General features: G+C 54.9%; 21 protein-coding genes. 15 read left to right on the top strand and 6 right to left on the bottom strand.

All coding sequences use genetic code 11. The features are described from left to right. The first annotated feature begins 11 nt into the window (after positions 1-11). From NHH03_RS03935 to NHH03_RS03945, 3 genes are all read left to right on the top strand, one after another. Entirely contained in the window at positions 12-2,078 is a 2,067-nt protein-coding gene (locus NHH03_RS03935; RefSeq protein ID WP_253154440.1) for an efflux RND transporter periplasmic adaptor subunit, read from the top strand. A gap of 13 nt (positions 2,079-2,091) precedes the next feature. Then, the gene (locus NHH03_RS03940) at positions 2,092-5,637 is read left to right on the top strand and encodes an efflux RND transporter permease subunit (RefSeq protein ID WP_253154441.1); all 3,546 of its coding nucleotides are present in this window, start codon (positions 2,092-2,094) and stop codon (positions 5,635-5,637) included. 164 nt (positions 5,638-5,801) lie between these two features. Continuing rightward, on the top strand, positions 5,802-6,944 hold the full coding sequence (locus NHH03_RS03945; protein WP_253154442.1) for a hypothetical protein: 1,143 nt from the start codon (positions 5,802-5,804) through the stop codon (positions 6,942-6,944). Between the two features lie 194 nt (positions 6,945-7,138). Here NHH03_RS03945 and NHH03_RS03950 read toward each other — a convergent pair whose 3' ends face one another. Together NHH03_RS03950 and NHH03_RS03955 are read right to left on the bottom strand one after the other, a co-directional pair. Then, positions 7,139-8,371 (bottom strand): transaldolase family protein, encoded by a 1,233-nt coding sequence (locus NHH03_RS03950; protein WP_253154443.1) that lies wholly within the window; start codon positions 8,369-8,371, stop codon positions 7,139-7,141. 349 nt (positions 8,372-8,720) lie between these two features. After that, a complete protein-coding gene (locus NHH03_RS03955) occupies positions 8,721-9,776 on the bottom strand; it encodes a sodium:calcium antiporter (protein ID WP_253154444.1) in 1,056 nt (351 codons plus the stop codon). A gap of 345 nt (positions 9,777-10,121) precedes the next feature. On the opposite strand from NHH03_RS03955, the gene coxB reads away from it, so the two are divergent. From coxB to NHH03_RS03985, 6 genes are all read left to right on the top strand, one after another. Then, positions 10,122-11,105 (top strand): cytochrome c oxidase subunit II, encoded by a 984-nt coding sequence (gene coxB / locus NHH03_RS03960; protein ID WP_253154445.1) that lies wholly within the window; start codon positions 10,122-10,124, stop codon positions 11,103-11,105. Then, entirely contained in the window at positions 11,102-13,585 is a 2,484-nt protein-coding gene (ctaD, locus tag NHH03_RS03965; protein WP_253154446.1) for a cytochrome c oxidase subunit I, read from the top strand. The genes coxB and ctaD overlap by 4 nt, the downstream gene beginning before the upstream one ends. A 5-nt stretch (positions 13,586-13,590) precedes the next feature. After that, complete coding sequence (locus NHH03_RS03970; protein WP_253154447.1) at positions 13,591-13,986, top strand: transmembrane prediction; 396 nt, start codon at positions 13,591-13,593, stop codon at positions 13,984-13,986. After that, a complete protein-coding gene (locus NHH03_RS03975) occupies positions 13,986-14,666 on the top strand; it encodes a cytochrome c oxidase assembly protein (protein WP_253154448.1) in 681 nt (226 codons plus the stop codon). Before NHH03_RS03970 ends, NHH03_RS03975 begins: the two co-directional genes overlap by 1 nt. Then, positions 14,663-15,802 (top strand): c-type cytochrome, encoded by a 1,140-nt coding sequence (locus tag NHH03_RS03980; RefSeq protein WP_253154449.1) that lies wholly within the window; start codon positions 14,663-14,665, stop codon positions 15,800-15,802. Before NHH03_RS03975 ends, NHH03_RS03980 begins: the two co-directional genes overlap by 4 nt. A gap of 539 nt (positions 15,803-16,341) precedes the next feature. Beyond that, a complete protein-coding gene (locus NHH03_RS03985) occupies positions 16,342-17,046 on the top strand; it encodes a hypothetical protein (protein ID WP_253154450.1) in 705 nt (234 codons plus the stop codon). Between the two features lie 226 nt (positions 17,047-17,272). On the opposite strand, the gene NHH03_RS03990 is transcribed toward NHH03_RS03985, so the two are convergent. After that, positions 17,273-17,773 (bottom strand): hypothetical protein, encoded by a 501-nt coding sequence (locus NHH03_RS03990; protein WP_253154451.1) that lies wholly within the window; start codon positions 17,771-17,773, stop codon positions 17,273-17,275. A gap of 134 nt (positions 17,774-17,907) precedes the next feature. Between NHH03_RS03990 and NHH03_RS03995 the strand changes: the two genes are divergently transcribed. Beyond that, the gene (locus NHH03_RS03995; protein ID WP_253154452.1) at positions 17,908-20,280 is read left to right on the top strand and encodes an alpha/beta hydrolase; all 2,373 of its coding nucleotides are present in this window, start codon (positions 17,908-17,910) and stop codon (positions 20,278-20,280) included. 171 nt (positions 20,281-20,451) lie between these two features. Further along, positions 20,452-21,801 (top strand): outer membrane protein assembly factor BamB family protein, encoded by a 1,350-nt coding sequence (locus NHH03_RS04000; RefSeq protein ID WP_253154453.1) that lies wholly within the window; start codon positions 20,452-20,454, stop codon positions 21,799-21,801. On the opposite strand, the gene NHH03_RS04005 is transcribed toward NHH03_RS04000, so the two are convergent. Further along, a complete protein-coding gene (locus NHH03_RS04005) occupies positions 21,798-21,956 on the bottom strand; it encodes a hypothetical protein (RefSeq protein WP_253154454.1) in 159 nt (52 codons plus the stop codon). The genes NHH03_RS04000 and NHH03_RS04005 overlap by 4 nt on opposite strands. A 169-nt stretch (positions 21,957-22,125) precedes the next feature. On the opposite strand from NHH03_RS04005, the gene NHH03_RS04010 reads away from it, so the two are divergent. The 4 genes from NHH03_RS04010 to NHH03_RS04025 all read left to right on the top strand — a co-directional run bounded on the left by NHH03_RS04010 (position 22,126) and on the right by NHH03_RS04025 (position 23,809). Beyond that, positions 22,126-22,287: a hypothetical protein gene (locus tag NHH03_RS04010; RefSeq protein ID WP_253154455.1), complete on the top strand. Its 162-nt coding sequence runs from the start codon at positions 22,126-22,128 to the stop codon at positions 22,285-22,287. Positions 22,288-22,502: 215 nt separating this feature from the next. Then, positions 22,503-22,916 (top strand): nucleoside diphosphate kinase regulator, encoded by a 414-nt coding sequence (rnk, locus tag NHH03_RS04015; protein WP_253154456.1) that lies wholly within the window; start codon positions 22,503-22,505, stop codon positions 22,914-22,916. Positions 22,917-22,972: 56 nt separating this feature from the next. Beyond that, positions 22,973-23,353 (top strand): hypothetical protein, encoded by a 381-nt coding sequence (locus NHH03_RS04020; RefSeq protein ID WP_253154457.1) that lies wholly within the window; start codon positions 22,973-22,975, stop codon positions 23,351-23,353. 24 nt (positions 23,354-23,377) lie between these two features. Then, on the top strand, positions 23,378-23,809 hold the full coding sequence (locus NHH03_RS04025) for a GreA/GreB family elongation factor (RefSeq protein ID WP_253154458.1): 432 nt from the start codon (positions 23,378-23,380) through the stop codon (positions 23,807-23,809). 130 nt (positions 23,810-23,939) lie between these two features. On the opposite strand, the gene NHH03_RS04030 is transcribed toward NHH03_RS04025, so the two are convergent. Both NHH03_RS04030 and NHH03_RS04035 read right to left on the bottom strand, forming a co-directional pair. Next, a complete protein-coding gene (locus NHH03_RS04030) occupies positions 23,940-24,569 on the bottom strand; it encodes a DUF3124 domain-containing protein (RefSeq protein ID WP_253154459.1) in 630 nt (209 codons plus the stop codon). Between the two features lie 2 nt (positions 24,570-24,571). After that, positions 24,572-26,398 carry a potassium/proton antiporter gene (locus tag NHH03_RS04035; RefSeq protein WP_253154460.1) on the bottom strand — a complete coding sequence of 609 codons (1,827 nt, stop codon included), beginning with the start codon at positions 26,396-26,398 and terminating at the stop codon, positions 24,572-24,574. Positions 26,399-26,618: the final 220 nt, after the last annotated feature.

Raw genomic sequence — 26,618 nt, forward strand, 5'->3', positions numbered from 1 at the left:
AGGCATCGACCATGAAAAAAGACATCCCAGAAACTGAAACGATTTGCGAAGCCGGTACTGCCTCGACGCCGACCGCGGCCACGCCACCAACATCCGACGCACAGCCCAAAATCGGTGGTTTCAGTTGGCTGATACGCGCGGGGGCAAACGCCGGCATGGTGATAGCGGTCGCTGCGATCGTTTTGATCATGATCGGGTTGGCGCAGCGTTTCCAATGGATCACGCCAGATGGGTTCTTTGGCGGCGGTGGCGCCGAGGGCGTCTCAAATTCCCAGGGCAGCGGCGAGAAGCGATACATCTGCCCGATGATGTGCACGCCGCCATCAACCCAACCGGGGCGCTGTCCCGTGTGCGCGATGGAGTTAGTCGAAGTGACCAGCAATAGCGGTGGTGATGGCATCTCCGTCACCATTGAACCATCGGCGCGTCGGTTGGTCGGAATTCGAACGGCCCAGAGCAAACTGGGTGAAGTGACGCGGACGATTCGCACCATCGGATCCATCGACTTTGACGAAAGTCGTCTGTCGACAATCTCTGCTTACATCGACGGACGCCTCGAGCAACTTTATGCGGACTATGTGGGCGTGCAAGTCCGCGAGGGCGACGACCTGGCGCTGATCTTCAGCCCCAAAATGTTCACCGCACAAACCGAATACGTCGCAAGCTTGGAAAGCAAGTCCGTGGGACGGTTCAGCGTCAACAGTTCTGACCTGCGAGTGATGGCCGAAGAAAACCTTGGCGAGCTGGGGATGACCAGTGAACAGATTGCCGAATTGAAAAAGACTCGCAAGCCGCAGTCGCGCATTCGTATCAAGTCACCGCAAACAGGCACGGTTCTCGAGAAGACCGCTGTCGAAGGAGATTACGTCAAGACCGGCCAGAAAATCTATCGGATTGCCGACCTAACATCCGTTTGGATGATGCTGGATTTGTTCCCCGATGACGCAGCGTTGATTCGCTTTGGTCAGCAAGTCGAAGCTGAAATTCAGTCCAGGCCGGGTGAAGTCTTCACAGGCCGCGTCGCATTCATTGATCCAACGGTTGATCCCACCACACGCACAGTTCAAGTGCGTGTCGAGGTGATGAACTTTGACGGCAAATTACGACCCGGTGACTACGCGACCGCCCGCATCACCGTCCCCGCGATTCCGACCGATTTAGTTTACGACCCTGCACTCTCGGGCAAGTACATCAGCCCGATGCACCCACAGGTGATCCGCGACGATCCCGGCGACTGTCCGCTGTGCGGAATGTCGCTGATCCCCACTCGTCAACTCGGTTATGCCGACAATCCACAACCCCAACAACGCGTCGTTTCGGTGCCCCGGGATGCGGTCTTGCTGACCGGCGACAACGGCGTCATCTATGTTGAAACCGAGCCAGGTCGATTTGAAATTCGCCGCGTCACGGTAGGAGCGTTGAACGACACCCAGGCCGTGATTGTCGAAGGCCTGTCGGCTGGCGAAACCGTTGCGACAGATGGAAACTTCTTGATCGATTCGCAAATGCAACTCGCCGGAAACCCATCGCTATTGGATCCCAGCAAAGCCCCCCGTTTCTCGCCAGGACCGTTGCAGCTACCGGACGGTGATCCGGTGATTTTGGCTGGGGAGTCGGGCGACGAGTTCGATCGAGCTTACAACGCCTACTTCGAAATCCAGCGTGCCTTGGCCGCCGACGTAACACCGGCCCCCGTTGACTTGAACACGTTGATCGAAGCGTTGTCCAAGCTGGAACTGCTGCCGGACGTTCCGGATGATGCACAGCGACGCTTGGCAGCGGCACGACGTGGCGTCTCTCGAATGGACGGTTCCATTGAAACCGCTCGCAGTGCTTTTCGAGGTGTCAGTCACGCCATGTTGAAAGCAGCAACGACGGCTCGTGGCCCTCAAACGGCATCGCATTTGGCTCATTACTATTGCCCGATGGTTCCCGGTGGCGGTGGTGATTGGATGCAGCCCGGTGGCGAGATAGCCAATCCCTATTGGGGGAACGAAATGCTGAACTGCGGAGAAGTGGTTCGCGACATGGCGGTCGATGGCAAGTCGGTTCCTGGAATTGCCCGCGCGGTTCAATAGGGAGACAAACAAGGTGCTCAATCTAATCATTCGCTTTTGCGTCAAAGAACCGTGGCTGGTCGTCATGCTGACGATCGCCGCCTCGGTCGGTGGATATTTCGCATTCAAAGCGGTGCCCATCGACGCCATTCCGAACGTCGGCGAAAACCAAGTCATCGTGCTGACGCCATGGCCGGGACGTTCGCCCAAAGACATTGAAGACCAGGTCACGTACCCGCTAAGCGTTTCCTTGCTGGCGGTACCAGGCGCCGAATCGGTCCGTGGCAAAAGCATGTTCGGTTACAGCTTTGTACAGGTCACGTTCAAAGACGATATCGATTTCTATTGGGCACGCAGTCGAGTTTCCGAACAACTCGGTTCCGCGGCATCGCAATTGCCCGAGGGCGTCGTGCCGCAACTGGGACCCGACGCGACTGGGCTGGGCCAGATTTTCTATTACACCCTGCAACCGCCCAAAGAGGGCATGGGCCTGGCCGACCTGCGCAGCATGCAGGACTTCGTTGTTAAATACGAACTGCAAGCTGTCGAAGGCGTCAGCGAGGTCGCATCGATCGGCGGCTACGTTCGCCAATACCAAATCGAAGTCGACCCGGACAAACTGCGTTTCCACAACGTTTCGCTGGCAACGCTGGCCAACGCAGTCAAGGGTTCGAATGTCGACGTCGGCGCAAAAACGGTCGAGACCAGCGGCATGGAATTCATTGTCCGTGGAAAAGGTTTTCTGGGCACGGGCGGCGACAAAATCAAAGCCATCGCGGACATCGAAGACACCGTCATCATGCAACGCGGTGGTGTCCCCGTTCGAGTGGGTGACGTCGCCCAAGTACAGCTGGGTCCAGATTTCCGCCGGGGCGCCCTCGACTACAACGGATCCGAAGCGGTCGGTGGCGTCGTCGTGATGCGGTATGGCGAAAATCCGCGCGTGGTCATTGATCGAGTCAAGGAGAAAATTGCGGCAATCACCCCCGCATTACAGGGCGTCCAGATTCACGGCGTCTATGACCGTAGCGGCTTGATTGACGAGACGATGGCAACGCTGACACATGCACTGCGCGATGAAATCATCATCACAGCGATCATCATCCTGTTGTTCTTGATGCACATTCGCAGCAGTTTCGTGGTCGCAATTTGCTTGCCTGCCGCGGTGTTGATGTCGTTCATCGCAATGCAGGTTGTTGGCGTCGGTTCGAACATCATGTCGCTCGCCGGGATCGCAATCGCGATCGGGACGATGGTCGACATGGCGATCATCGTTTCCGAGAACATCTATCAGCATTTGGCTGAATGGGAAAAAAATGCCGCGGTTGACTTCAAAAACGGCTCCTCCTGTTCGTCGCACGCCCCCACCGCCACACGCAGCGAAGTCGTTTACGCAGCAGCAATCGAAGTGGCGCCCGCCGTCGTCACTGCAGTGGCGACAACGATTGTCAGCTTTCTGCCCGTGTTTTTTCTGACGGGACGCGACTACCGACTGTTTTCGCCGCTTGCGTACACCAAAACGTTTGCGATTGCAGCAGCCATGATCACAGCGATCACGATTGTGCCTGCCCTAAGCCGATTGTTTCTCAGGAGCACCCGCTATCGCAAACGGACCGCTATCGCAGCCGGAATTGCCTTGGCCGTCTTGGTGGCCGTGACATCGTATTTGATGTGGGGTGATGAACTGGCAGATTACATCGGCGTCAGCCACTGGATCGTCACCTTGGTAGCAGCCTTGCTCGCGTTCCTGTTCGGCTGGCAACTGCTGCGTGAACGCATCCGCCCGATCGAAGAAATCCCGTCCAGTCGTTTCGTCCACTGGATCTACGCGGCTCGATTGAAACATGCACTGAATCACAAGGCGTTCGCATTGTCGTTCCCGCTGGTTTTACTTTTGGTCGGTGTCGGAGCTTATTTTGGGATGCCGACGATTCTGCAACCCGTCGAACGTGTCGCACGGGTGCTCGGGGCCGAACTCAATGACTTCCCCGGCTATGTCGATGCGAAACATATCTTCACCGGTTTGCAGAGCGATGACTGGATCGCACTGGACGAGGGCAGTTGGTTCTATATGCCGACACTGTATCCGGCCGCCAGTTTTTCACAGGCGATGCAAGTATTGCAAACCCAAGATGTGTTGATCGGCCAGATCCCCGAGGTCAAAGACGTGCTCGGCAAGATCGGCCGCGTCGAGTCGGCGCTTGACCCCGCGCCGGCGGCAATGGTGGAAACCTATGTGATGCTCAGGCCTGAGAGCGAATGGCGCGAGGGAGTCACGTCGCGAGACATTTGGGACCAGATCAATCGGGTCGCAACCCTGCCGGGCGTCACGCCGGCATCCGCACTACAGCCGATCGAAGGACGTGTGGTCATGTTGCAATCGGGCATCAAGGCCCCGACGGCAATCCGTGTCTATGGCGATGATTTGACAAAACTTGCCGACGCGGCGATGGACGTCGCCACCACATTGAAAGATTCTCCGTACATCAATCCCGGCACTGTCAATCCAGACATTGTGATGGGAAAACCATACATCGAGTTCACCGTCGATCGTGACGCCGCCTCTCGCTACGGCATGAGCGCCTCGATGGTCAACCAAGTGATCGAAACCGCGCTCGGTGGAATGAACCTGATCAAAACCATCGAGGGTCGCGAGCGATATCCGGTGCGAATTCGATACAACCGTGATTTGCGTGAACGGATTGACCAACTCAACCGCTTGCCCGTTGTGACACAGAGCGGCGCCGTGGTTCCGCTACAGGAACTCGCAAAACTGGAAACCACTTGGGGCCCCGGCGCAATCAACAGCGAAAACGGGCGGTTGGTCGCACACGTTTCATTTATGACCAACGGTCTAAAAGGTGATTTGGAATCCGTCGCTGCAATCGAAGAACAGCTCCGCAAATCGCAATTGCTTCCCGCATCAAACCCCAAACACCTGGCGTTGCCGGCGGGCTACTCGCTCGAAGCTGTCGGCAGTTTTCGCAATCAAATCGAAGCCAACCTGCGGCTCATGTGGATCATCCCGGTGGTGATCCTGATCAACTTGTTACTGATCTATTTTGAGTTCCGTAACTTGCCGATTGCCATGGCGGTCTTTACCGGCATCCCCGTTGCGTTCGCCGGCGGAATGATCTTGGTCGCCTGGATGCAAGTCGAGCTAAACACAGCGGTTTGGGTCGGGTTCATCGCCCTGTTTGGCCTGGCGGTCGACGACGGCGTTGTGATGGCAACATACATTCATCAGCTGTTGAAGAAACGCAACATCAAAAACATCCAAGACATTCGCGACACAGTCTATGAAGCCGGCTTAAAACGCATTCGGCCTTGCATGATGACAACGGTGACCACGTTGGCTGCGCTCATCCCCGTGCTCTTGGCGACGGGGCGCGGATCCGATGTGGCACGCGCCATGGCGATTCCTGTGTTCGGCGGCATGCTCGCTGAACCGTTTACGTCATTCATCGTGCCGACGCTTTATAGCGCCTACCTTGAACTGAAAATGCGTTTCGGTTTCGAAGATGAACTTTGGAATGATCCCCCAAAAAACCCAGCGGAGGATCTGATGAAAGCTGCCTAAGAACCGCCGAAAGAGCAACCAAGACACGAAACTTTCCAACAGTTTCTCTCCCATACTTTTCCATCAAGCTCGTGAAGAATTTCATCGGATCAAGCATCCAAATCCTAACCAACGAAATCAGCGACCGAATGGATTGGTCGCGAAACTTTAATGGAGTCACCAAAATGAAACGTCACCTCTTATTCACTGCCGCGCTGTTCTTGACAACGGCCAGTTCGGTCGGTGCACAAAACGATCATGCTGCCCACAATCATGCGATCCCCAGTCAAACTGCGACAGAGCAACTGACGCGGCCTGTCGCTGGACCGCATGGTGGATCTTTAAAACAATCCGGTGACGTGCAATTGGAGACTGTCGTTTCACAAGCTGGTATTCAGATGTTCGTTTACGACCAGAACGGCCAGCCCGTTTCGGTCAAACAGGGGCGCGGTGCCGCGTCGGTACGCATGGAAGGGAACGCAAAACGCTATCGCTATGATTTGCTTCCCGACGGAAAAGGTGGCCTCACCGCGCCCGTCAACCTTTCTCAAATCGCTGGCCGGCAAATCGAAGTGCAGGTTCAACTCGTTGGCATCTCCCAATCCAGCGGGCAAACGATTTCATTCAATGAGGTTGCAACCGTCCCTGCAAGTGAAATACAACTGGCCGCCGCCGCTATCGCTCGTCAAAAAATCTGCCCGGTCAGTGGCAAGCCGCTGGGCAGCATGGGCGATCCGATTGCTGTCGATGTGAATCAACAGCGTGTGTTCGTTTGCTGTGACGGTTGCGTGAATGCCGTCGAATCAACCCCAGCCAAGTACGCTTCGGGACGCCCTCAAATCACGGTCAGCGCGTCCACCGCAGCTGATGCGGCAGCCATCGCTGCGCAAAAAGTCTGTCCTGTCATGGACGAACCACTCGGCGCAATGGGCACCCCAATCAAGGTCATGGTTGGTGACAAACCAATCTATTTGTGCTGCAAAGGCTGCATCAAAAAAATCAAAGCCGAACCAGCCAAATACCTGGCGATGGTTTATGACTCCGTAAATGCGAATGCCGATGCGGCTTCCGTTTCAGCGGGAACCGAACAAGTTCGATCCGGCATTTTCAAAGTCAGTGCCGAAGACGCTCCCTTCATCGCCGCTCAAAAGAAATGCCCCGTGATGGATGAACCTCTCGATGCCATGGGCGGCCCCTACAAAGTCCACGCCGCCGGCAAAGCGATCTACATCTGCTGCCCTGGATGTGCAAAGAAGATTGCTGCGGAGCCTCAAAAATGGCTAGCCGTTCTGGCACAACAAGGAGTCGACGCGCCCATCCTTCGCTAGGAAAGAACCGGAGAGAGAGAGCAGGCAAAGGCCCCATTGTCCGTCATGCCATTGTCTGTTCCTACAACACGCGCGGAGGCGGTGTCCTGGACGATTGCGATTCACTCGCAATCCATAGACACGCCGCCTCTGCTCGTTTTTTCAATGTCATAGATGTCAAACGATGACGCAGGGATGCCTCTGTAAAGCCAAAGTCATTTAGCAAGTTGCTCCCGGACGCGAGCATCTAGTTTCGCTTGGTCGGCAGCAAAGTGTGCTAGGGCGGCCAAGGTCATCAGACTGTCAATGGCGATGGTGCCGTTGGCAAACTTGTCTCGCCAGCGATCATGCTTGGGAATCTTTCCGTCGGCGGCAATGCGGTTCCGTTCGGGTTCAGACAACTGTGGGAACAGATCATCAATTTCATGCGTCTGGGCGGCGTCGACCAACTCGCTGGCAGTCGACGGTGGATTGAGAATTATCTTTTGAGCAAGATTGCGTTCCTGCTTGGAGACTGTCCAAAGTTTCTCTAGCGAGTTCGTATCAGAATCTGCGTCGGTCGTTTCCAATGCTTCCGGATAATCGACCTTGCGTCGGGAGACCCAAGTTTGCTGTAGCGTTTCGCGAGCCTGTTTAGCGACTTTGGGTGGCATGGTGATCACATCCACTCCTGCCAGCAACGGTAACTGTTTGGCATCCCGCAAACTTGCCGCGATCTGCTTGGTATCGGACTGGGGCAGACCTCTTGCAAAGACTGCTACTTCGCGCTGACTTTCCAGGGTCGTCTGTTCACCGACCAGCTTTCCATCGCCAAGTCCGTTGTCGGCCACGTAGGAATTGAGCCTGCCCAGGAACACATTGACGAACGAAGGATTCGCAAAGGCGGTCGCTAAATAGTTTTGCCGGGCGCTAAACCCGATCGTACAGTTGACACGGATCCCCTCCTCGCGAAGCTGCTTGATTGCCACCAAACCCGCTGGGGTCAATGGAACTTTCACGATGAAATGCTTGGGGCAAATCGCATGACACCGGCGGGCGAAAGCCATCGTCGCCTCCGCGTCATCGGCGATGTCCGTGTGCAGTTCGACGCTAACATCGCATCGGTAGGCTTCGACCAATTTCAACGCATGGTGCGTGTTGAGAATGAACGCGATCTCACGAACCCGATCGTCTAGGACCATGGTTTCCAACAAACGATTTGCATCTGGAATTAAATCGTCGTAAATGCCTTTCTGAACTTCCGCATTGAGCAGTGAATTGTTGGTGGTCAATCCAGAAAACCGGGGGTTCCACAACGGTTCAATTGCGGATTCGTCGCCACTGTCGAGCCAAAGTTCGGTCTCGACATTTTGTGAAATCCGCTGCCAAAATTCCTGATCGGTTTGTTCGTCGGCGGCGGAATCCAGATTGATCCCGCGATGTACAAATTGCTGGATGTCGAAAGACAAATCGGAATTCGGTTCCACAACAAAAATGTCTGATTGACCGGTTGATCGTGAAGCAGCTTGCATGGTTTCTGCCCAGCGTGTTCGAGGATATCGGTGAAACAAATACGTGAATTCGAAGCAGCGGTTCATCGCCCATTGATCCAGACCATGCACGGTGCGGATTACACTGCTCTGTGAGACCATCACCACTGGCGCAAACCAGATGCCCGATCGATGCAGTGGCACGGGAGCGACACTCACTCGTCGAATAATGCGCAACAGTTAGGTTGCAATTGACATACCGAATGGCAAGATCGTTGTTGGCGTTGCAGGGCGGTGGCTGTGTCCATTCACGGGGTCCATCCCCTCTTTACAATGTGTAGTAGATTCCTAATCCCACCCCATACACTACCAATACACAGAACGAATCAACCCCCATTCCCAGAACCGTCTTGTCACGTCGCTCGAGGATTCCCCACAAGTAGAGACTGGTGGCAATGATTCCCAGCGATGCAAGGAACCCCGTCGACGGGTCCAAGGCATCAACAATCGCTCCAGCTCGATAGGCGATATCAGCTGGCAGGAACAAAGCGATCTCAAGGCTGTTCGTGCCCACGATATTCGCGGCCGCCATGCTGTACGCTCCGAACCGAACAGCCGAGTAAGTGGTGCTGACTTCTGGCAAGCTGGTTGCCAAAGCCAGCAAAGTTGCCCCGATAAAGTTTTGACCGATACCCGTTTGCTCGGCGATCGCTTCGCTCGTCCTGGCCACGAAAAATCCTCCGGCTAGCACCGCCAACGACGCAACCGCGAACAGCCCCACGATCGCTTTCAAAGAAACATCAGCATATTTTTCGTGGTATGCGTCCTTCAAGTCTCGCGCCGATTCGGGCGGTTGAGCGATTTCGCCGGTCGGTTTCCATCGCGGTTGTCCCTCGTAGCGATAAATCACCCAAAGCGACGACAAATATGCCAAAAAGAGCAACACAGGCCACGCTCCGACTCCAGCAATACTAAACAATTCGCCACTGGAGATTGCCGCAGATGCCATCGCGGTCAATCCGATCAACATGACACCTAACATCAACAGGGACGAACGCGGCGAAAACAAAGTCAGCGGTTTACCTCTCAAGACGAGCGCGTCGATCAGCGCAAGCACTGCGGTCTGCATCACCACGCCACCCAAGAGATTTGATCCAGCCAGTTTGGCTGCTCCGGAATAGGCAGCAGTCAATGTTGTCGCCAACTCCGGCAAGCTCGTCGCGACACCCAAAATCAATGCGCCGGCGAATGCTTGCCCCAAGCCGGTTCGATCTGCGTAGATGTCGACGTAGCGACTGAGTTTCGTGCCGGCGAACCAGACCACAGCGGCCGCGATTAGAAAGATCGTTGTGTTGGTCGCGAGTGATTGCTCGATGAAATCCATAGAACTCCATGCGTCGGCGCTCGTCTAGTTTGTTAGTCGCGAGCCGTCCAGTGTGAAGCCACACGTTGTGCTGCTCCGGTCGGCCGCCACCGCCTCTGAGCACGTCCGCAATCATCATGCCAGACGGCACAGCATTTGCGTCGTCGCCATCAAAAACCAGAGTGAAACGGATCCACCAGATCACAGGGGCGTTACCGCAGAGACGGATCTGTTGACACCGGCGCGAGTGTTTCGCTTGGTGACAGTGTTTCGCTTGGTGATTGGCGCATAGCCTGTCCCACTGCGATTCATGACTGTCACGGCTGGTCGTGAACCCACCTAGCTGAACGAAAATCCAACAGCGACATGCACCAATCGAGTTTTCAGTCAGCGCTTGATACGGCCGGGAAGGGAGCGGAGCGAATCGCCGAACTTTTTTACTGGATGGCCGGTGGCGCGACCTTGATTTGGATCGTGACGATGGGGCTTGCCGTATACGCGATTTTGTCACGCCGTGAACACTCGGTGCGGATGACTCGATGGCTTGTGATCGGCGGCGGAGCGGTCGTTCCGACGGTCGTCCTGGCGGGGTTGCTCAGCTATGCGCTCGTGATGTTGCCCGAGTTACAGCGGCCCGCTCCGGAGGGCAGTTTGACGATCGAAGTTGCCGGCGTTCGTTGGTGGTGGCGAGTGAATTACATCGATAACACCGGACGGCGCATCCCAACAGCCAATGAGATCTATTTGCCGGTTGATCAGCCTGTTGAATTCAAACTCACCAGTGAAGATGTGATTCATTCCTTTTGGATTCCATCACTTGGCGGCAAGGTCGACATGATGCCAGGACGCACCAATCGCTTGAAACTTCACCCCACACGAACCGGAGTATTTAGCGGTGTATGTGCTGAATTCTGTGGAACCGCTCACGCACAAATGCGATTTCGAGTCGTTGTGACGGACCAACAGACATTCGACGATTGGCTTGTGGGACAAGCACAGGAGCTAGCAGAGCGGCGCGAACCGTCGGCCAATACAGATCCGGCGGACGTGCATCAATCCGCTGCTGAGACGCAAGCAGCAATCGGGAAAACCACGTTCTTTTCCAGAGGCTGTTCAGCCTGCCACGCGATTCGCGGCACGCCAGCCGATGGAGTCGTCGGCCCCGATTTGACTCATTTCGGTTCGCGACTCTCGATCGGCGCGGGCGTGCTGGACAACACACCCGAGAACTTGCGACTTTGGCTGTCGGACACGCATCGAGTCAAACCGGGTGTCCAGATGCCCGATTTCCAAACGCTTCGCGGCGATGAAGTTGATTCCCTAGTCCATTTCTTAGGGGCGTTGAAGTGAACGACCAGGCCCGACGATTGCTTGAAGCGTGGCGGACCCCGAAGGGTTGGCGATATTGGTCCGCGGTCAACAATTCCGAAGTCGGGCTGTGGTACACGATCACTGCGTTTGCGTTCCTGCTGCTTGGTGGCCTGCTCGCGCTCGTCATGCGGATTCAACTGGCGATGCCGGATAACGATTTCCTCACGGCGGAGCAATACAACCAAGTCTTCACGATGCACGGCAGCGTGATGATGTTTTTGTTTGCCGTACCGATTTTAGAAGCGATCTCGATCCTGTTGTTACCTGAAATGATGGGAGCGAGAGACCTGCCGTTTCCACGTTTGTCGGCGTATGGATTTTGGTCGTTTTTAATTGGAGGTGTCTTCGTATGCGGGTCCCTGTTTTTTGGTGCCGGGCCGCGGGGTGGTTGGTTTATGTATCCACCAATGACCACTCAATATCAAAACGATGTGGGAGCTGATATCTGGCTGCTCGGGTTGTCGTTCATCGAAATAGCATCCATCGCCGCAGCGGTCGAATTGATCGTGGGTGTTTTGAAATGCCGTCCGCCAGGAATGCGATTGAATTTGATCCCGCTGTACGCCTGGTACATCCTGGTCGTTGCCGTGATGATTCTGTTCGCCTTTCCACCGCTGATCGCTGGTGATCTGTTGATGGAATTGGAACGGGCGCTCGATTGGCCGTTCTTTGATGCGACTCGCGGCGGCGATCCGATGCTTTGGCAACACCTGTTTTGGATTTTCGGACATCCCGAAGTCTATATCGTGTTTCTGCCTTCGATCGCATTGGTGGCAATGATCGTGCCGACGTTTGCTCGCACACCAATGGTCGGATACGGGTGGATCGTGCTGGCGGCAGTTGGCACGGGCTTTTTGAGTTTTGGATTGTGGGTACACCATATGTTCACGACCGGATTGCCTGGAATCACGATCGGAATTTTCTCCGCTGCATCCGAAGCGGTAGCGATTCCCACCGGCATGCAGATTTTCTGCTTCATTGCCACGCTGCTGGTGGGCCGTGTGACAAAATCAGTTTGCTTGCTGTTTGTACTGGCTGGGCTAGCGACTTTCATCATCGGCGGTCTGACCGGTGTGATGGTCGCGATCGCGCCGTTCGACTACCAAGCTCACGATACGTATTTCATTGTGGGGCATTTGCACTATGTCTTGGTCGGCGGCACCATCTTTCCGATCGTCGCGGGATTCTACTATTTCTATCCGCTAGTCACCGGCAAACTCCTTTCCGAACGACTCGGCACGATCGCATTCTGGTTGATGATGATCGGCTTTCACGTCTGTTTTTTCCCCATGCACATCACCGGCTTGATCGGAATGCCCCGGCGTGTCTACACGTATCCGGCCGGCATGGGATTCGACAATCTGAACTTGATTGCGTCGATCGGTGCATTCGTATTGGCCGGCGGATTCGCTGTGTTCCTGTGGGACTTGTTGCGTCCCAAAGGCAAACAATCTGCCGCGCCAAGAAACGTATGGAACGCGGGTACCCTGGAATGGCTGGCTGAGGTTCCTGACCAACCGTGGGGCGTCCGCAGCATTCCGATCATCGAGTCACGTTACCCATTGTGGGATCAAGCCAATTTCGTTCGTGATGTTGATGAAGGCAACTTTTATCTTGCTGACGCCGAAGAGGGGTTGCGAGAGACGCTTGTGACATCCACCGTTGAAGCAACACCCATTCAGTGTTTGCGTGTTCCCGGTCCCACTTTTTTGACGTTGTGGGCGGCAATCTTCACCGGAGGTGTCTTTATCTTCGGTACCTTTCATTGGTATTTCGCTGCCAGCGCAAGTGGCGGTCTCGCCTTTTTAACGATCCTGGTTTGGCTCTGGACGGGCACCGCAATCATCCCCGAAAAGCCCCAGAAAGACGTTGGATTGGGTTTGACATTGCCGACCTATGTGTCGGGACCAGATGCGGTCGGATGGTGGGCGATGTTCATTACCATGCTCGGTGACATGACCGCGTTCATGTCGCTGGTGTTTGGCTACTTTTTCTACTGGACGGTTCATGAAGAATTCCCACCAGCCGATGCCGAAGGCCCCGGCGTTCTTTGGCCGATGATTTCGCTGGTGGCTGCATTGGCGGCCTGGGGATTGATGCTGTTGTCGCGGCGACTTAACGACCGCGAAAACGCCATGTTGTTTTACATTAGCACCATCGCATCGATTGCTCTGGCATGTCTCGCAGTCGGTTCGCTGGTCGGCGGGCCATGGCTGCACGAGATGGATCCGACGGTGCATGTTTACCAAGCATCCGTGTGCGTGTTGATTCTGTGGACCGTGGTTCATCTGCTGGTCGGTGTCGTGATGCAGTTGTATTGCATCGCCAGACGGGCGGCTGGAAAGATGACTCACCGCTTCAATGCAGACATCATCAATGTGACCCTGTACTGGCACTTCATGGTGCTGACCACCGGCATCACGGCACTCACGATTGCCCTATTCCCGCTGGTGGCTTGAAAGTGATGAAAACCACCAAACCTGCTGCGGACGGTCTGCTCTCTTCCGCCAAACTTTGGACGTTGACGTTCGCTCCGCTCTGCTGGGCCGCTCATTTTCTAGCCAGTTATCTGACGTCCGCAATCTATTGCGCCAAGTACGCTCCAGCCGATGGCGATGGGCTGCCGATTCGAATCGCCGTTGCACTCTTTACGGTCATTGCACTTTCATTGATTGCCTGGATAGGAGGAATCGGTCTGCGAGCGCATCACATGGGAGAAACGAAATTGCCGCACGACGACAACACGTCTCGCAGCGAACAACGTTTCCTTGGCTTTGCAACGCTGCTGCTATCACTCCTCAGTGGTGTCGCAATCCTGTTCACAGCACTCGTCTTCGTGATCATGGAGACCTGTCACTGATGCGATCGACCATTTGGAATGTTGGTTGGATATTGCTTGCGGTGGCGTGGCTGGGACCACTTCCACGCTGGTCGGAAAGTTCATTTGCAGCGCACATGACGCTGCACATGCTGATCGTCGCCGTGGTTGCACCACTGTTGTCAATCGCAATGGCGGGGCTGCGATACGATCCGGTGCGAAAGACACCCTGGTTGTTTTCACCAATCCCGGCTTCGGTGGGTGAGCTGTTGATTGTTTGGGCGTGGCATGCGCCAGGTCTGCATCACTGGGCGCGGCATGACGTATTCGGACTGGTCGTTGAGCAAGGAATGTTTTTGGCCGCTGGAATGTGGGTGTGGCTGTCGGCATTCGGTGGAAGCCAACCACGCAGTTGTCGTCGATCCGCTGCCGGCGTCATTGGTCTGTTGCTGACGTCGATGCACATGACTTTCTTGGGTGCACTGCTAGCGTTGTCGCCGCGTCTTTTGTACCAGCACCAGCATGCTGGATCAGTCTTGTCGCCGTTGACCGATCAACACCTTGGCGGTGCAGTGATGCTAGTGGTCGGCGGAATCGCCTATCTGGCTGGTGGACTTTGGCTGACGAAGGACTTGGTCCGTGGCGCAAGCGTTCCGCTTGCGGATAAATCACACTTGTCGTCAAAGCAAACTGGCAGCTCATGCCACGAGGCAATTCGATGAAACGACGATTCAAAGAACTGGCCATTTTGCTCACCGCACTCGGCATCTTCGGCATGTTGGTTCTTGTCTCGGGAATCGTGCCCATCAAAGCGAGCAGCGGACATTGGCCGATCACACGCTGGACCTTGGACTTTGCCAGCAACCGATCCGTTTCATTACATAGCAGTGGTATCGAGGTCCCTTCCATGGACGAGCCGGGAATAGTGCAAATGGGCGCCGCGACCTTCGACAGCAATTGTCGATGGTGTCATGGCGCACCCGGCTTTACGCAGCCACCGGTTGCGGCACAAATGACTCCCAGTCCACCCGACTTATCTGAAGCAGTCAGCCTGTGGGACGATGCCGAACTGTTTTATATTCTCAAGCACGGAATCAAGTTCGCCGGTATGCCGGCTTGGCCGACTCAGAAACGAGATGATGAAATCTGGCCAGTCGTCGCTTTTTTGCGCGAATTGCCAAAAATCGATGCAAGCGAGTACAGCCAGTTGGTTCAGCCGAATGCTGCCCAGAACCAAAAGGCCCCAACAGCGATCGCCTATCAGGTCGCGTCCGAGTGCACCGCTTGTCATGGCATGGCAGGCGGCCGACCGAGCAACGATCGAGTGCCCGTTCTGGCCTCACAAAGTCGAGCGTACCTCAAGAATTCTTTACTCGCCTATCGATCCGGCCGGCGATACAGCGGCGTGATGACTCCGATTGCCCATCGACTAACAGACCAGCAGATAGACGAGATCGCAAGCTATTTCTCAGAGCAACCTGCCACAACTCTGCCAAAGAACAGCCCACCAAGCGACGTGCAGCGTTCCACGAACTCCGCGGAAACGGGCCGACTACCAATGAACGATCTGATCGAAACAGGTCGCCAGCTCGCCCATCAGGGTGACCAGTCCGCAAAAATCCCCTCCTGTGTCGACTGTCACGGACCCGGAAAAATGAAACGCAGCGAGCAATACCCGTCGCTGGCTGGTCAGCCTGCCCGTTATCTGCAACGACAACTAGAGCTGTTCGCCCAAACCAACCGAGGCGGCAGCGCCAACGTCTCGCTGATGCATTCCATCGCAGATAAACTGAACAAGTCCCAACGCACTCAACTGTCACAGTACTACGCGTCACTCAGTGCCGAGGTCAAGAAGTAGACACGATTTCCAACTCGTCCTGTTTAAACCCAGGCGGCACAATTCAGCCTCAGACGCTGTCATCAGAGCGCTTGCAAATTGCAAACCGCGATAGGCACCCATCGCCGAAGGATGGTTTGACACTGCGACCGCGATGGTTGTCATCTCCGACCACTTCGGGTGATGACCTCTTCTCTCGTTGGGCCTCCAGGTGTTCTTCGCACTCGATACGCTTGATGATCCGACCAGCCTTGCCGCGGTAGCACCGAGGCCACTTTCTTTTACTCCCCATGGGTCGCACACGAAGCTGTGTCCCCTGCCAACACGTCGAGGTGACAGGCCAAAGTGCCGTCCGATCGGGTTCGCGTGCTTCGGCGAACCAGGAGTCCAACGGCGATTCGGGTGATTTGAACAAGAAAAAACCGGGTTCACTTGCCTCGAAAACTTCCGATGCATATATTATGCATACTTGATCGGGGCGATTTTTGGCCCGATGCACGCGAATTGGTTACCGGCCGACTTCAGGGCCGGTCATCACGATCCTTTTCCACAGGAAACCTATGAAGAAAAATTTTTCCCGTACCACGATCACAGTTCCCCATGATTTGAAGTTGCGAATGAAACGGAGCGGCTCTGGCGTCAATTGGTCAGCGATCGCCTGCGACGCCTTCGAAACCAAGCTCGAAGAGATTGGGCCGTTTCAAGAGATCACCACCATCGAAGCGACGGTCGAACGTCTAAAGAAGCTGGCGATCGAAACCACGGAGGAATCGACCGGAGCATCCGAACCATCACCGGCCGGAGAGGCAGCCGGTCGTCACTGGGCGATGAACCTTGCGTCGACCCAACAACTTTCGGCGTTGGAGGATTTCCAAGCGGAAGTCACTCCCGAAAAATGGTCCGAAGTCCTATCGACTCGTGACGGCTGGTTTGAGTTGACTCGCCGCATTGCGACCGACGAGGCCATTGAGCTTGGCGGCTTGCGTGAATTCGAACATGGCTCCGGCGATGAAGCTGCCCCCGGTCGCCCGCGGCGAGAAGAGCGCGGCGGCCCTGACAGACACGGTCGCGGCAGACACGACGGACACCGCCGACGATTCAAGCGAGGCAGGGGCCATGGGAAAGGCCAGCGCCCCGGCGGCTTCCGAGCCCGCGCGTTCTGGCGTTCCATTCTCGAAGAGCGCCCTTGCGAGCCGAACTTCTTTGCCAGCTTTGCCGACGGCGCCCTCGCAGTCTGGCAAGAAGTCAAACCACAGCTTGGATAGCATCGCTGTTTAGCGCCGCAGGCCAGGCGGTTCCGTAGGTCCGTCGAGCCTGAAAAGCAGTACGCCTCTCGCGCGCGGGCATCTGTTGAGGTGGCCATTTTTTGGGGGCCACCTCAAATTGCTTCAATCTTGGACAGCGAGATTGCGTTTTAGAGATGAGATCCAAATGGTTCTTGGAGATCACCATGACGAGGACGCGGACGCAATTAAGACCGCGGTGTTGGTACTAATCCCTGGGGACAATGTGGTGCACATTGTCCATCACGTTTTCATACGCCTGCGGAGGAAGTGCGGGAACGCTCTCTCCATCGCGAAGCGTATTGAAGGCAAGCATGATGGTGACCGGCGCACCGTTTTCCAGACAGCCCGTGATGAAGTGAAAGGGATAGATGGCCAATGAGCGATCCGGAGAAAACACGCCCATTGCCTGGGAATCACCGTGATCGTGAAAGGTGACATTCGCCCATTGCCAGCCGAGTTCTCGAACCAGCTGCTGTCCCCAGAGACAACCGAAGTACACTTCCACATCTTCGCCCTCCGGCGCGGCCACTTCTCCTTTCTGAAGCCGGTAGACAAAGTCATCGACCCGTTCCACAACCGTCTCTGGCGGTGCCGAATTTGGGTCGACACCGAGAAACGTGGCGGCGTCGTTGGCCACTTTGTGGACCAAGTCGACATGCTCGGCCAAAATCGGACTCTCTGAAATACTCGGAGGCGTTGTAGACATCGGATTAATTCAGCAGTGAAAAAGGACAATCGAACTCACACGGGCCATGGCTTTCTAGCAGAATGTTACGTTCATAGGTTTCTTCTGCCCCATGTTACTCGATCAGTCCCTCTGCCATGGCACCGAAGCCTACGATGAGAATCATTCCCGACATCGCAGCCGCAGAAAACACGAACCAACTGTCACTGACAGAGGTTGAAAGCATGACGCCCGTCCAATATGCCCTGCGCACCTTCTGCTTCCTTCTGGCTGGCACTCTGGCGACTGGCGCGCGATCCGCTGACGCCACCGATAGCGCTCAAGCAAAGGTTTTTGACGGCTATCACTACAGCGCTGTTTTTGCCGGCAATCGAAACTTTCGAATTTTCCTCCCACCGAACTACGCGACCGAAACCGGCAAACACTATCCCGTGATCTACTTCTTCCACGGCTGGAATCAGCGGTACTTTGGATCGATGGGGAAAGGGTATTCGGACTACGACAAAGACGATCAGAATGGTGGCGACAACATTCAAAATTTCGTGTCCAAACATGACGTCATCGTCGTGAAGGTCGATGGATTAAACAGGTTTTCAGTCGACCCGCAAAACCTAAGTCCTTACAACGTCAGCACCGTCACGACGTTCCGCCAGTTCCCAACGTACTTCAAAGAATTCGTCGGCTATATCGACAGCCATTATCGCACCATCCCGGATCGAGAGCATCGGGCCGTGTCAGGTCTTTCCATGGGCGGGTTCATGAGCTTTTGGCTGGCAGCCAAATACCCAGACATGATCAGCGCAGCAGGCAACTTTTGCGGATCGACGGAGTTTATGGCAGGTCCACTCGAGTTCCCAACGGAATATGCGCACGCGGAAATGTTCGACAACGTGCGGGGCGTCAGCGTCCGCATGCACAATGGCACTCGGGATCGACTGCGGTTTTACCACCAGGATTTCAATCGATATTGGTTGAATGTGGTACCGCAATACGAATTCCATCCCTATGACGCGTCACATACGGTATGCGGGCTGCACGACATGTTCACTTTCATCATGCAGACGTTTGAATCGCCATTGCCCGTGCCGTCGCAGTGGGATCACATCGACCTCTATCCGTGTTTTGACGTCTGGGGCTATCAGGTGGAAACCAGTCGAACCCGAGCTGGATTCACAATTCTGGAGAACGTTAATCGTGACGGATTCAAAGTCGCCGTTCGGAGTTTCCTGCCCGATGGCCAGCGAATGCCCCATGTGTCAGTGACTGTAAAAACAGCACCGATCTATCTTGCAAATCAGAGTTACCAGATCACCGACGTCACAGGCAATGGCAGGACGCACAACACGTACAACGTGACCAGTGATACCGAGGGCCGGTTGGCCATCGTCACCGATGGCGATCTGCATCACATCGGGATCAACGGAGGGAACGCACACGCAAATTTGTGCCTTTCAGAACTTACGATCGACAACATGCCATGGGCGGAAACCGGCAAAGAGATTCAGTTATCGATCGACTTGATAAACAAAGGGAACACGGACGCTCACGCGATCACTGGAAAACTCATTCCGCTCAGCGAGGGCGTTAAAGTCCTCAAAGACACCGCTGGGTTGCAGCATCTGGCGCCCCGCACTGTCGATCGACTAGCTGGAACACTGACCGTCAAAAACAACAAGCTCGGCATTGAGATTGCCAAGTTTGAATTGCTATTGAAGGACCAACAGGGCAACCAATGGCGAGAGGAATTCGAATTGCGATTGAAAGATCCCGTGCCGGAGATCACCGACTTTGAAATCGCCGACGGCAGACAGGTGACGGTCGTCGAAGCAGCGGTGGATTCCATGACCGGCGTTGTGGGTGCGGGAAACGGCGACGGGATTGCCAACCCAGGGGAGACCATCGTGATTCTCGTAAAGGATGGCAGCAACTACTTGCGAACCAACGCGTACACTCTGAATCCAAAGATCAACGCCAATAACAACGCTATCCGAGTTTCAGATCGTTGGCAGAACTACGACCATATCGGTGGTTCAGCCAAGTACACACAGCCGGTGATCGCATCGAGCGAGAGTGCAGGGGAGTCCGTTTGGTTTTATGTGGAATATTGGCTGCCGGGCAAAATCAGTGGCCAGCATTTAATCAAGAAAGGCAAGGTCAGGATCGACATCACCGGTGAGGACGAAACTGCGCCTCAGATACAATGGGTCCAGGTTTTGACACACGATCGTATTGAAGCAAAAATCGATGACGGGTCAGGGGTCGAAAACGTGACAGCCAAGCTTGTCCCGAACACAGAAAAATCAACGATCCCGCACGTCCAGTGGGACACCGTCCCCGAGGCGTTCAAAGTCGACCTTGTCGACACCGGAACCAACGGCGATGCCGTCAAAGGAGATGGCGTGTTTAGCCGCAAGATCGAGAATCATCCATCGTACTTCTATGACTTGACGGTGGAGACGGCAGATGTACTCGGAAACAGCCAAGTCGATGACTCGCACGGAACGATTTTCATCAAGAACACACGCTGACGATCGGACAACCGGTGACTCCAATCACATTGATGACTTGATACCAAACGATACCTGTTGATTCCTTTGGACGATGGTGGTGAGATAATTGATCGGCAACAATGGGTGACTACGGATTGCGTTCGTTGGGAGCGCAATTCGCATACACGCCCTCTGCTCGGAGACGAAGCCTTGATTCGCTTGAACACATTGCTTGCCCTGATGATCGTTGGGGTCGCTGGTTTGGCTGATGAGAATTGGCCGCGGTTTCGCGGTGCCGATGCGACTGGCGTTGTAGCCGACGATCCAGGTTTGCCGACGGATTGGGACAAGACCAAAAACGTCGCTTGGGTTGCCGATGTTCCAGGGCAAGGTTGGGGAAGCCCGATCGTTGTCGGAGAACGCGTGTTTGTGTCATCCGTGGTCGCCGATGAAGAAAACATCGCACCGAGCGCGGGGCTGTACTTGGGCGAAGGGGTGCGTGATCCGGCCAAGGGTATTCACCACTGGATGGTGTATTGCTTTGACCTGAAGACCGGCGACAAGCTGTGGGAACAAGAGTCCTACACGGGCCGGCCTGTCGTGCCGCGTCACCCGAAGAGTTCGTATGCGGCCGAAACGCCTGCGACCGATGGCGAGCGGTTGTTCGTGCTGTTCGGCGACTTGGGGTTGTTTTGCTATTCGCTCGATGGCGAACTGCTCTGGAAGAAGATGATCGATCCGAAAAAGACCAACATGGATTATGGGGCAGCGGCGTCACCGGTGGTCCATGGCGATCAAGTATTCGTTGTGTATGACAACAAGGAAGATTCGTGGATCGCTTCGTTTGACACAAACACAGGTGACGAGAAGTGGCGGACCAAGCGTGACGAGGTGATGTCTTGGGCGACACCCTTCGTATGGGAGAATGAAATCCGGACCGAGATCGTCGTTCCAGGCCAACGCATCAACCGCAGTTACGATCTCAATGGAAAAGAGCTGTGGCGTTTCGACGGTGAAATGTCGGTCTTGGTCATTCCGTCACCCTTTGCGGCTCATGGAATGTGCTACCTGTCGTCGGGATACGTTGGCGATGCTCATCGCCCAACCTTCGCGATCCGCCCGGGTGCAAGCGGCGATATCGCTCCCGATGGCGACTTTAAAAAGAGTGAATTTATCGAGTGGTACCAACCGCAATGTTCGCCGTACAACACCACGCAGATTGTCTACGGCGACTACCTGTACACGGTCTATGACCAAGGTTTCATGACCTGTCACAACGCGTTGACAGGGGACGAGGTATACGGGAAACGGCGTTTTTCGCCGAAGGGTTCATTTACGTCCTCGCCGTGGGCCTACGACGGGAAAGTGTTTTGCCTGAGCGAGGATGGCTTGACTTATGTGATCAAGGCCGGGCCCGAGTTCGAGATTCTGGACACCAACCCGCTTGACGAACTCTGCATTGCAACACCGAGCATCGCCGACGGTAACTTGTTGGTCCGGACACTGACCAAGGTTTACTGCATCACCAAGGGCGGGCGTGCCACCACCGCCCGGAACTAGTCGGCGTCGGCTTCGGCTTCGGCTTCGGCTTCGGCGATCATGCACACGAAGTCGGGATCGGTCCTAGGTCCGCCATAGCCGTAACGATCGCCCCGGCATTGTGGCAATTGGCCGAACCGCTTGCCCCACGGTTGCCTTAGCTTGAAAGGCGTCAACTCTGGTTGTCGTTGGTAACGCCGTTTGACGCCTCCCGATGACGTTTGAGACGTAATGCAGGCCAAAACGCGACATCGAAGCAATCACGGGCTGCTGGCATGAACATTGCATTGGAAAACAATCAACGTCGCGTGATGCACTGTTTTGTCACTCAATGGAGATCTTGTCATGTTGATGCGAAATCCGAAATACAAAATCAAACACCGGATTGTGCGAGAGCACGGACTGGTTGAGCCTCACGTCACTTTCTCGCCGCATCAAATGCTGCATGGCCAACTCCTGTTGATCCTGTTGTTTGCCCTCGCGATCTTCTTACGCTCGATTGCGTAAAACCTCTCGAAAGCACGCTTGCATCATTCCGAAATTGACCACGCGCATTCACAACACAGTCTCCTGCTGCTAACTCCCGCAGCCATTGGAACCGGTCGTGACGCATTCAATTTGCACAGGAGTGGTTCGATCAATCTGCGAACTGACACTGTGCTTTGGTTTGACGGAATCAATCCAAGTTGCTGTTCCAACCTCACCAAATGGAAATCACCCTCATGGCGCGTAAACAAATCATCATCACCAAAGCCGATCACGAACGCTTGGAACAATTGTTTCTTAGCAGAGTCGCGGGCGCGTTTCGCAACAAACCATACCTGAATGGTCTGCGCGGCGAACTGGATATCGCACAGATCGTTGATCCGAGCGAAGTTCCCTGCGATGTCATCACCATGAATTCGACGGTACGACTGCGCGATATCAAGGAAAAGGAAACCGAGACGTTCACCTTGGTTTACCCCGATGAGGCGAATATTGCCGAGGGGAAACTGTCGATTCTGGCCCCGCTGGGCACTGCGATCCTTGGCTACCGCGTAGGCGATTTGGTGCAATGGCAGGTGCCGACCGGCATGGGGCGCTGGCGTGTCGAAGAACTTTTGTTTCAACCAGAACGTGACCGCGTTGCGGCGTAAGCATTGAATTGAAAACTGAGTGTTGATTTTGTATCCCCGCCTTCTTGGAGAACGCTATGAAAGTTTCCGTTAATTCGTCCATCGAACGACTCAGCCCGTCAGCGCGTGATTCCATTCATGCGCTAATGTCCAGTACGCTGGCACGCTTCACACCGCGAATCTCGCAGGTGTCGGTGTTGGTCATCGACGAAAACGGCCCCCGTGGCGGTGTCGACAAGCTGTGCCGGGTCAATGTGCTCATGCCTGGCATTGGCACATTGACGACGAAGGCACGCCATGAAAAGTTGATGGCCGCTGTTAGCGAAGCAGCCCGACGTGCCCGTCGGATTGTGGTGACAAAAATGAAGCGACCACGCTCGTTACGGCTGCGCAGGCGGACAAAGGGCAATCCGGTCCTCGAAACCGCGCCCGCATCTACTAATGCATCGTCCACCTAAGACCTTCAATCGCGATACACCATCATGTCATCTCCCATCATCGCCGTCAGTCAAACCGATCTTCAGCGGCTTGAATCTGTGCTGGACAGCCATTTCGTCCAAGCGATCGGGAACGACCGCCCTCACTTGAAAGAACTCAAGAATAAGTTGGAGCGCGCGTCCGTTATCGATTGCCGCGAGATGCAGCCCGACATCGTAACCATGAATTCGACGTTCAACTTGTTTGACATAGATCGAAACGAATCAGACACGTTCACGCTGGTGTATCCCGACGAGGCATGCATCGCCGAGGGAAAACTGTCGATTCTATCGCCTCTTGGCGCAGAGGTTTTCGGTCTCCGTGTCGGTGCGACGTTGACCTTGCATGTCTTGAATCACAAGACTCGAAAGCGAGTCGAGAAAATCTCGTTCCAGCCCGAGCGAGCATGGTTCCGCAACCGCGTGATGGCCGAATGACTCACACCGGAGATGAACTACCGAGTCGATTTCTGTTCGAATTCGTAAATTCGGGTGTGTTTCATCGGCGTCCACCAACGCAGGGAAACGCCGCCTGGATCGTACGAGCTGTACCGCTTCTGCACAACAACTATCGTTCGGTTGCCTTCGCCGGTTCGACTCTCTCGCTCGTGCCCTCACTCAACACCACGGCGGAAGCAATGAATGAAATCCCTTGCTGTCCTCGTGTGTCGATCATGACGGTTTCAACCAAAGGTTGATTGACTTGCGTGCCCGCTTTCCACTCGACAATGAAGCTTGCCCCACTGCCGCCGGATTGATCTTCACGTTCGATCACAAATTCGGTCGCCGCCAACGGCCCCAGTCGCAGTGGCTTTTTCAGCATCGACCGCAGCTCTTTCCCAGCGGTATCGAAGAAACGGACAGACGTCACCACGATTTCATCATCGGCGTCGGTGTTGCGAATGTTCAACGTCACTGTAAGCAAATACGGCTCGGCTTTTTGATGATAAACGTGTGAATAGGCTGGTACATACAATCGTTGGCCATCGACCGGATGCCACGGCATGACGTCAATTTCCATCCGGGCTTCGTCCCGCAGACTCGGCGTCTGATGCGGAATGTTGGATTGAAGGGTCCGAAATCGGAACTCAATAAAAAAGACCAGCACAACGATCGGGACGATCACAAACATGAAGATAAGCAGTTTGATTTGCTTGGTGATCTTCTCGGCTTGCTCTTCACTGACTCGGTTCGACATAGCTATTCTTGCGTTCCGTATTTTTCGGTGATGGTGACTGCGGAAGAGGGATCTTCCGTTGCTCGATCTGCTACTTCGGTGCCCGTGGACTCGGATGTTGCTTGCGGATTTATTGCACGCATGATCGTCATGCCGACGTACTCCACCGTCCCTCGCTCGGATATTTCCCGAACTCGCAAAGCAACAGACTCAAATTGCACGGTCGAGCCATGCACGATTTTGTGCTTTGGAAAATGCTCACGGATCAATTCGTCGAGCGTCAATTCGGCGTTCTCGTCCAGCTTGATCTGATAAAATTGTTCCAGCTCACTCACACGGACGGTGCCCCGCAATGGAAACTCCAATTCCGCAGGCAGCTCCTGACTGTGATGATCGCGATGTGCAAAGACACGGTCCACCAAGGAACGCACATTCGGTCGCAAGACAACGATCACATGATCGCCGCTTTCGAGTGTCGAACGCCCTTGTGGTAAGATGGTTTGCTCGTCGCGAACGATCAGAGCAATGACCACGCCTTCGGGCAATGCCAAGTGCTTTACCATTGTCCCAGCGGCGCGACATTCTTCATCCACGAAATAATCGACAATATCGCCATCGACATTTCCAAGCGAACTGATTTCGAGGGTCACCGGCGGCGGCAAACGGGACGGCACGTCCAGTTTTAAGTAACGTGCGACAGCAGGCAATGTCCAGCCCTGCACCAATGCAGAAACAAGCACCACAAAGAAAACGACGTCGAACATCACCGAAGCACCCTCCAGATTGGCCAACATCGGAAACGTTGCCAACGTGATCGGGACTGCTCCTTTGAGTCCAACCCAAGACAAGAAGGTCAGTTCTGGACGCGTGAACTTGAACGGTGCGGCGCACAAGAAAACGGCAACCGGTCGAGCGACAAAGATCAACACGCCTGCGATTGCCAGTGCCGGCATTGCCACTTCCAGCAATCGACTCGGGAATGACAAGATCCCCAAAGCCGTGAACATGAGGATTTGACAAATCCACGCCATTGCATCGTGAAATAACAAGATGCCGCGATGAAAAACGGGACGCTGATTCCCGATCACGATGCCTGTTAGGTAAACCGATAAAAATCCGCTGCCGCCAAATGCCGCTGCCAACCCGAATGAAGTGAGCCCGAGTGCGGTGGCCATGACGGGATACAGTCCAGCGGCTTCCAACCGAATGTGTCTCAACATCAAGGATCCGACCCAGCCGACAAGCAGCCCAACGACTGAACCCAAAACAATCTGGTTCAGGAATAATACGAGCAACCCGCCCCCGAGCGGTACAGCGCCCGACAACACTTGGATCAGACCAATCGTGAGAAAGATGGCCATGGGATCATTCGAGCCACTTTCGACTTCCAGCGTATTGGCCAACTTGGGACGGATATGAACACCGCCACCGCGCAGCACCGAAAACACGACCGATGCATCCGTTGATCCAACGATGCTGCCCAGCAGCAAACCTTCCAGAACGGATAGCCCCAAGATCCACGAAGCTGCCAACCCGGTAATGAGTGCCGTGATAAACACACCGACCGTCGCGAGCACTCCTGCCGGCTTCCACGCCGACTGAATCGATCGATAGGGAGTTCGGATGCCGCCATCAAATAGAATGATGCACAGTGCGACTGTGCCGATCCCATGAGCAAGAGAGTAATTCTCGAACTCAATTCCACCGATGCCCTCCGATCCAGCAAGCATTCCGACAATCAGAAATACGAACAGAACCGGCACGCCCATTCGAGCGGAGAATTTGTTGGACGCGATGCCAAGCAATAGCAAAATGCCCGTAATAAGAATCAGTGTTTCGATGCTGAGCATTGGATTCAATCGCGGAGCGATGACTTTCGATAGCCAGAGGGTTGCATACCTGACGCCCCAACACCACAGCTACACCGTTGAAGTTCAAAATATCAGGTGCAATTTTGGGCATCAGGATACCGGCCTGATCCGCACGCTCGCAATGCGATCAAGTTGGCCGACACATCCATCAAAAACGGACTTCCGATCGCTTCGTTCAGTTTACCGAGTTCGTTAACCT

This window comes from Stieleria tagensis (assembly GCF_024129865.1).
GTDB classification, from domain to species: domain Bacteria; phylum Planctomycetota; class Planctomycetia; order Pirellulales; family Pirellulaceae; genus Stieleria; species Stieleria tagensis.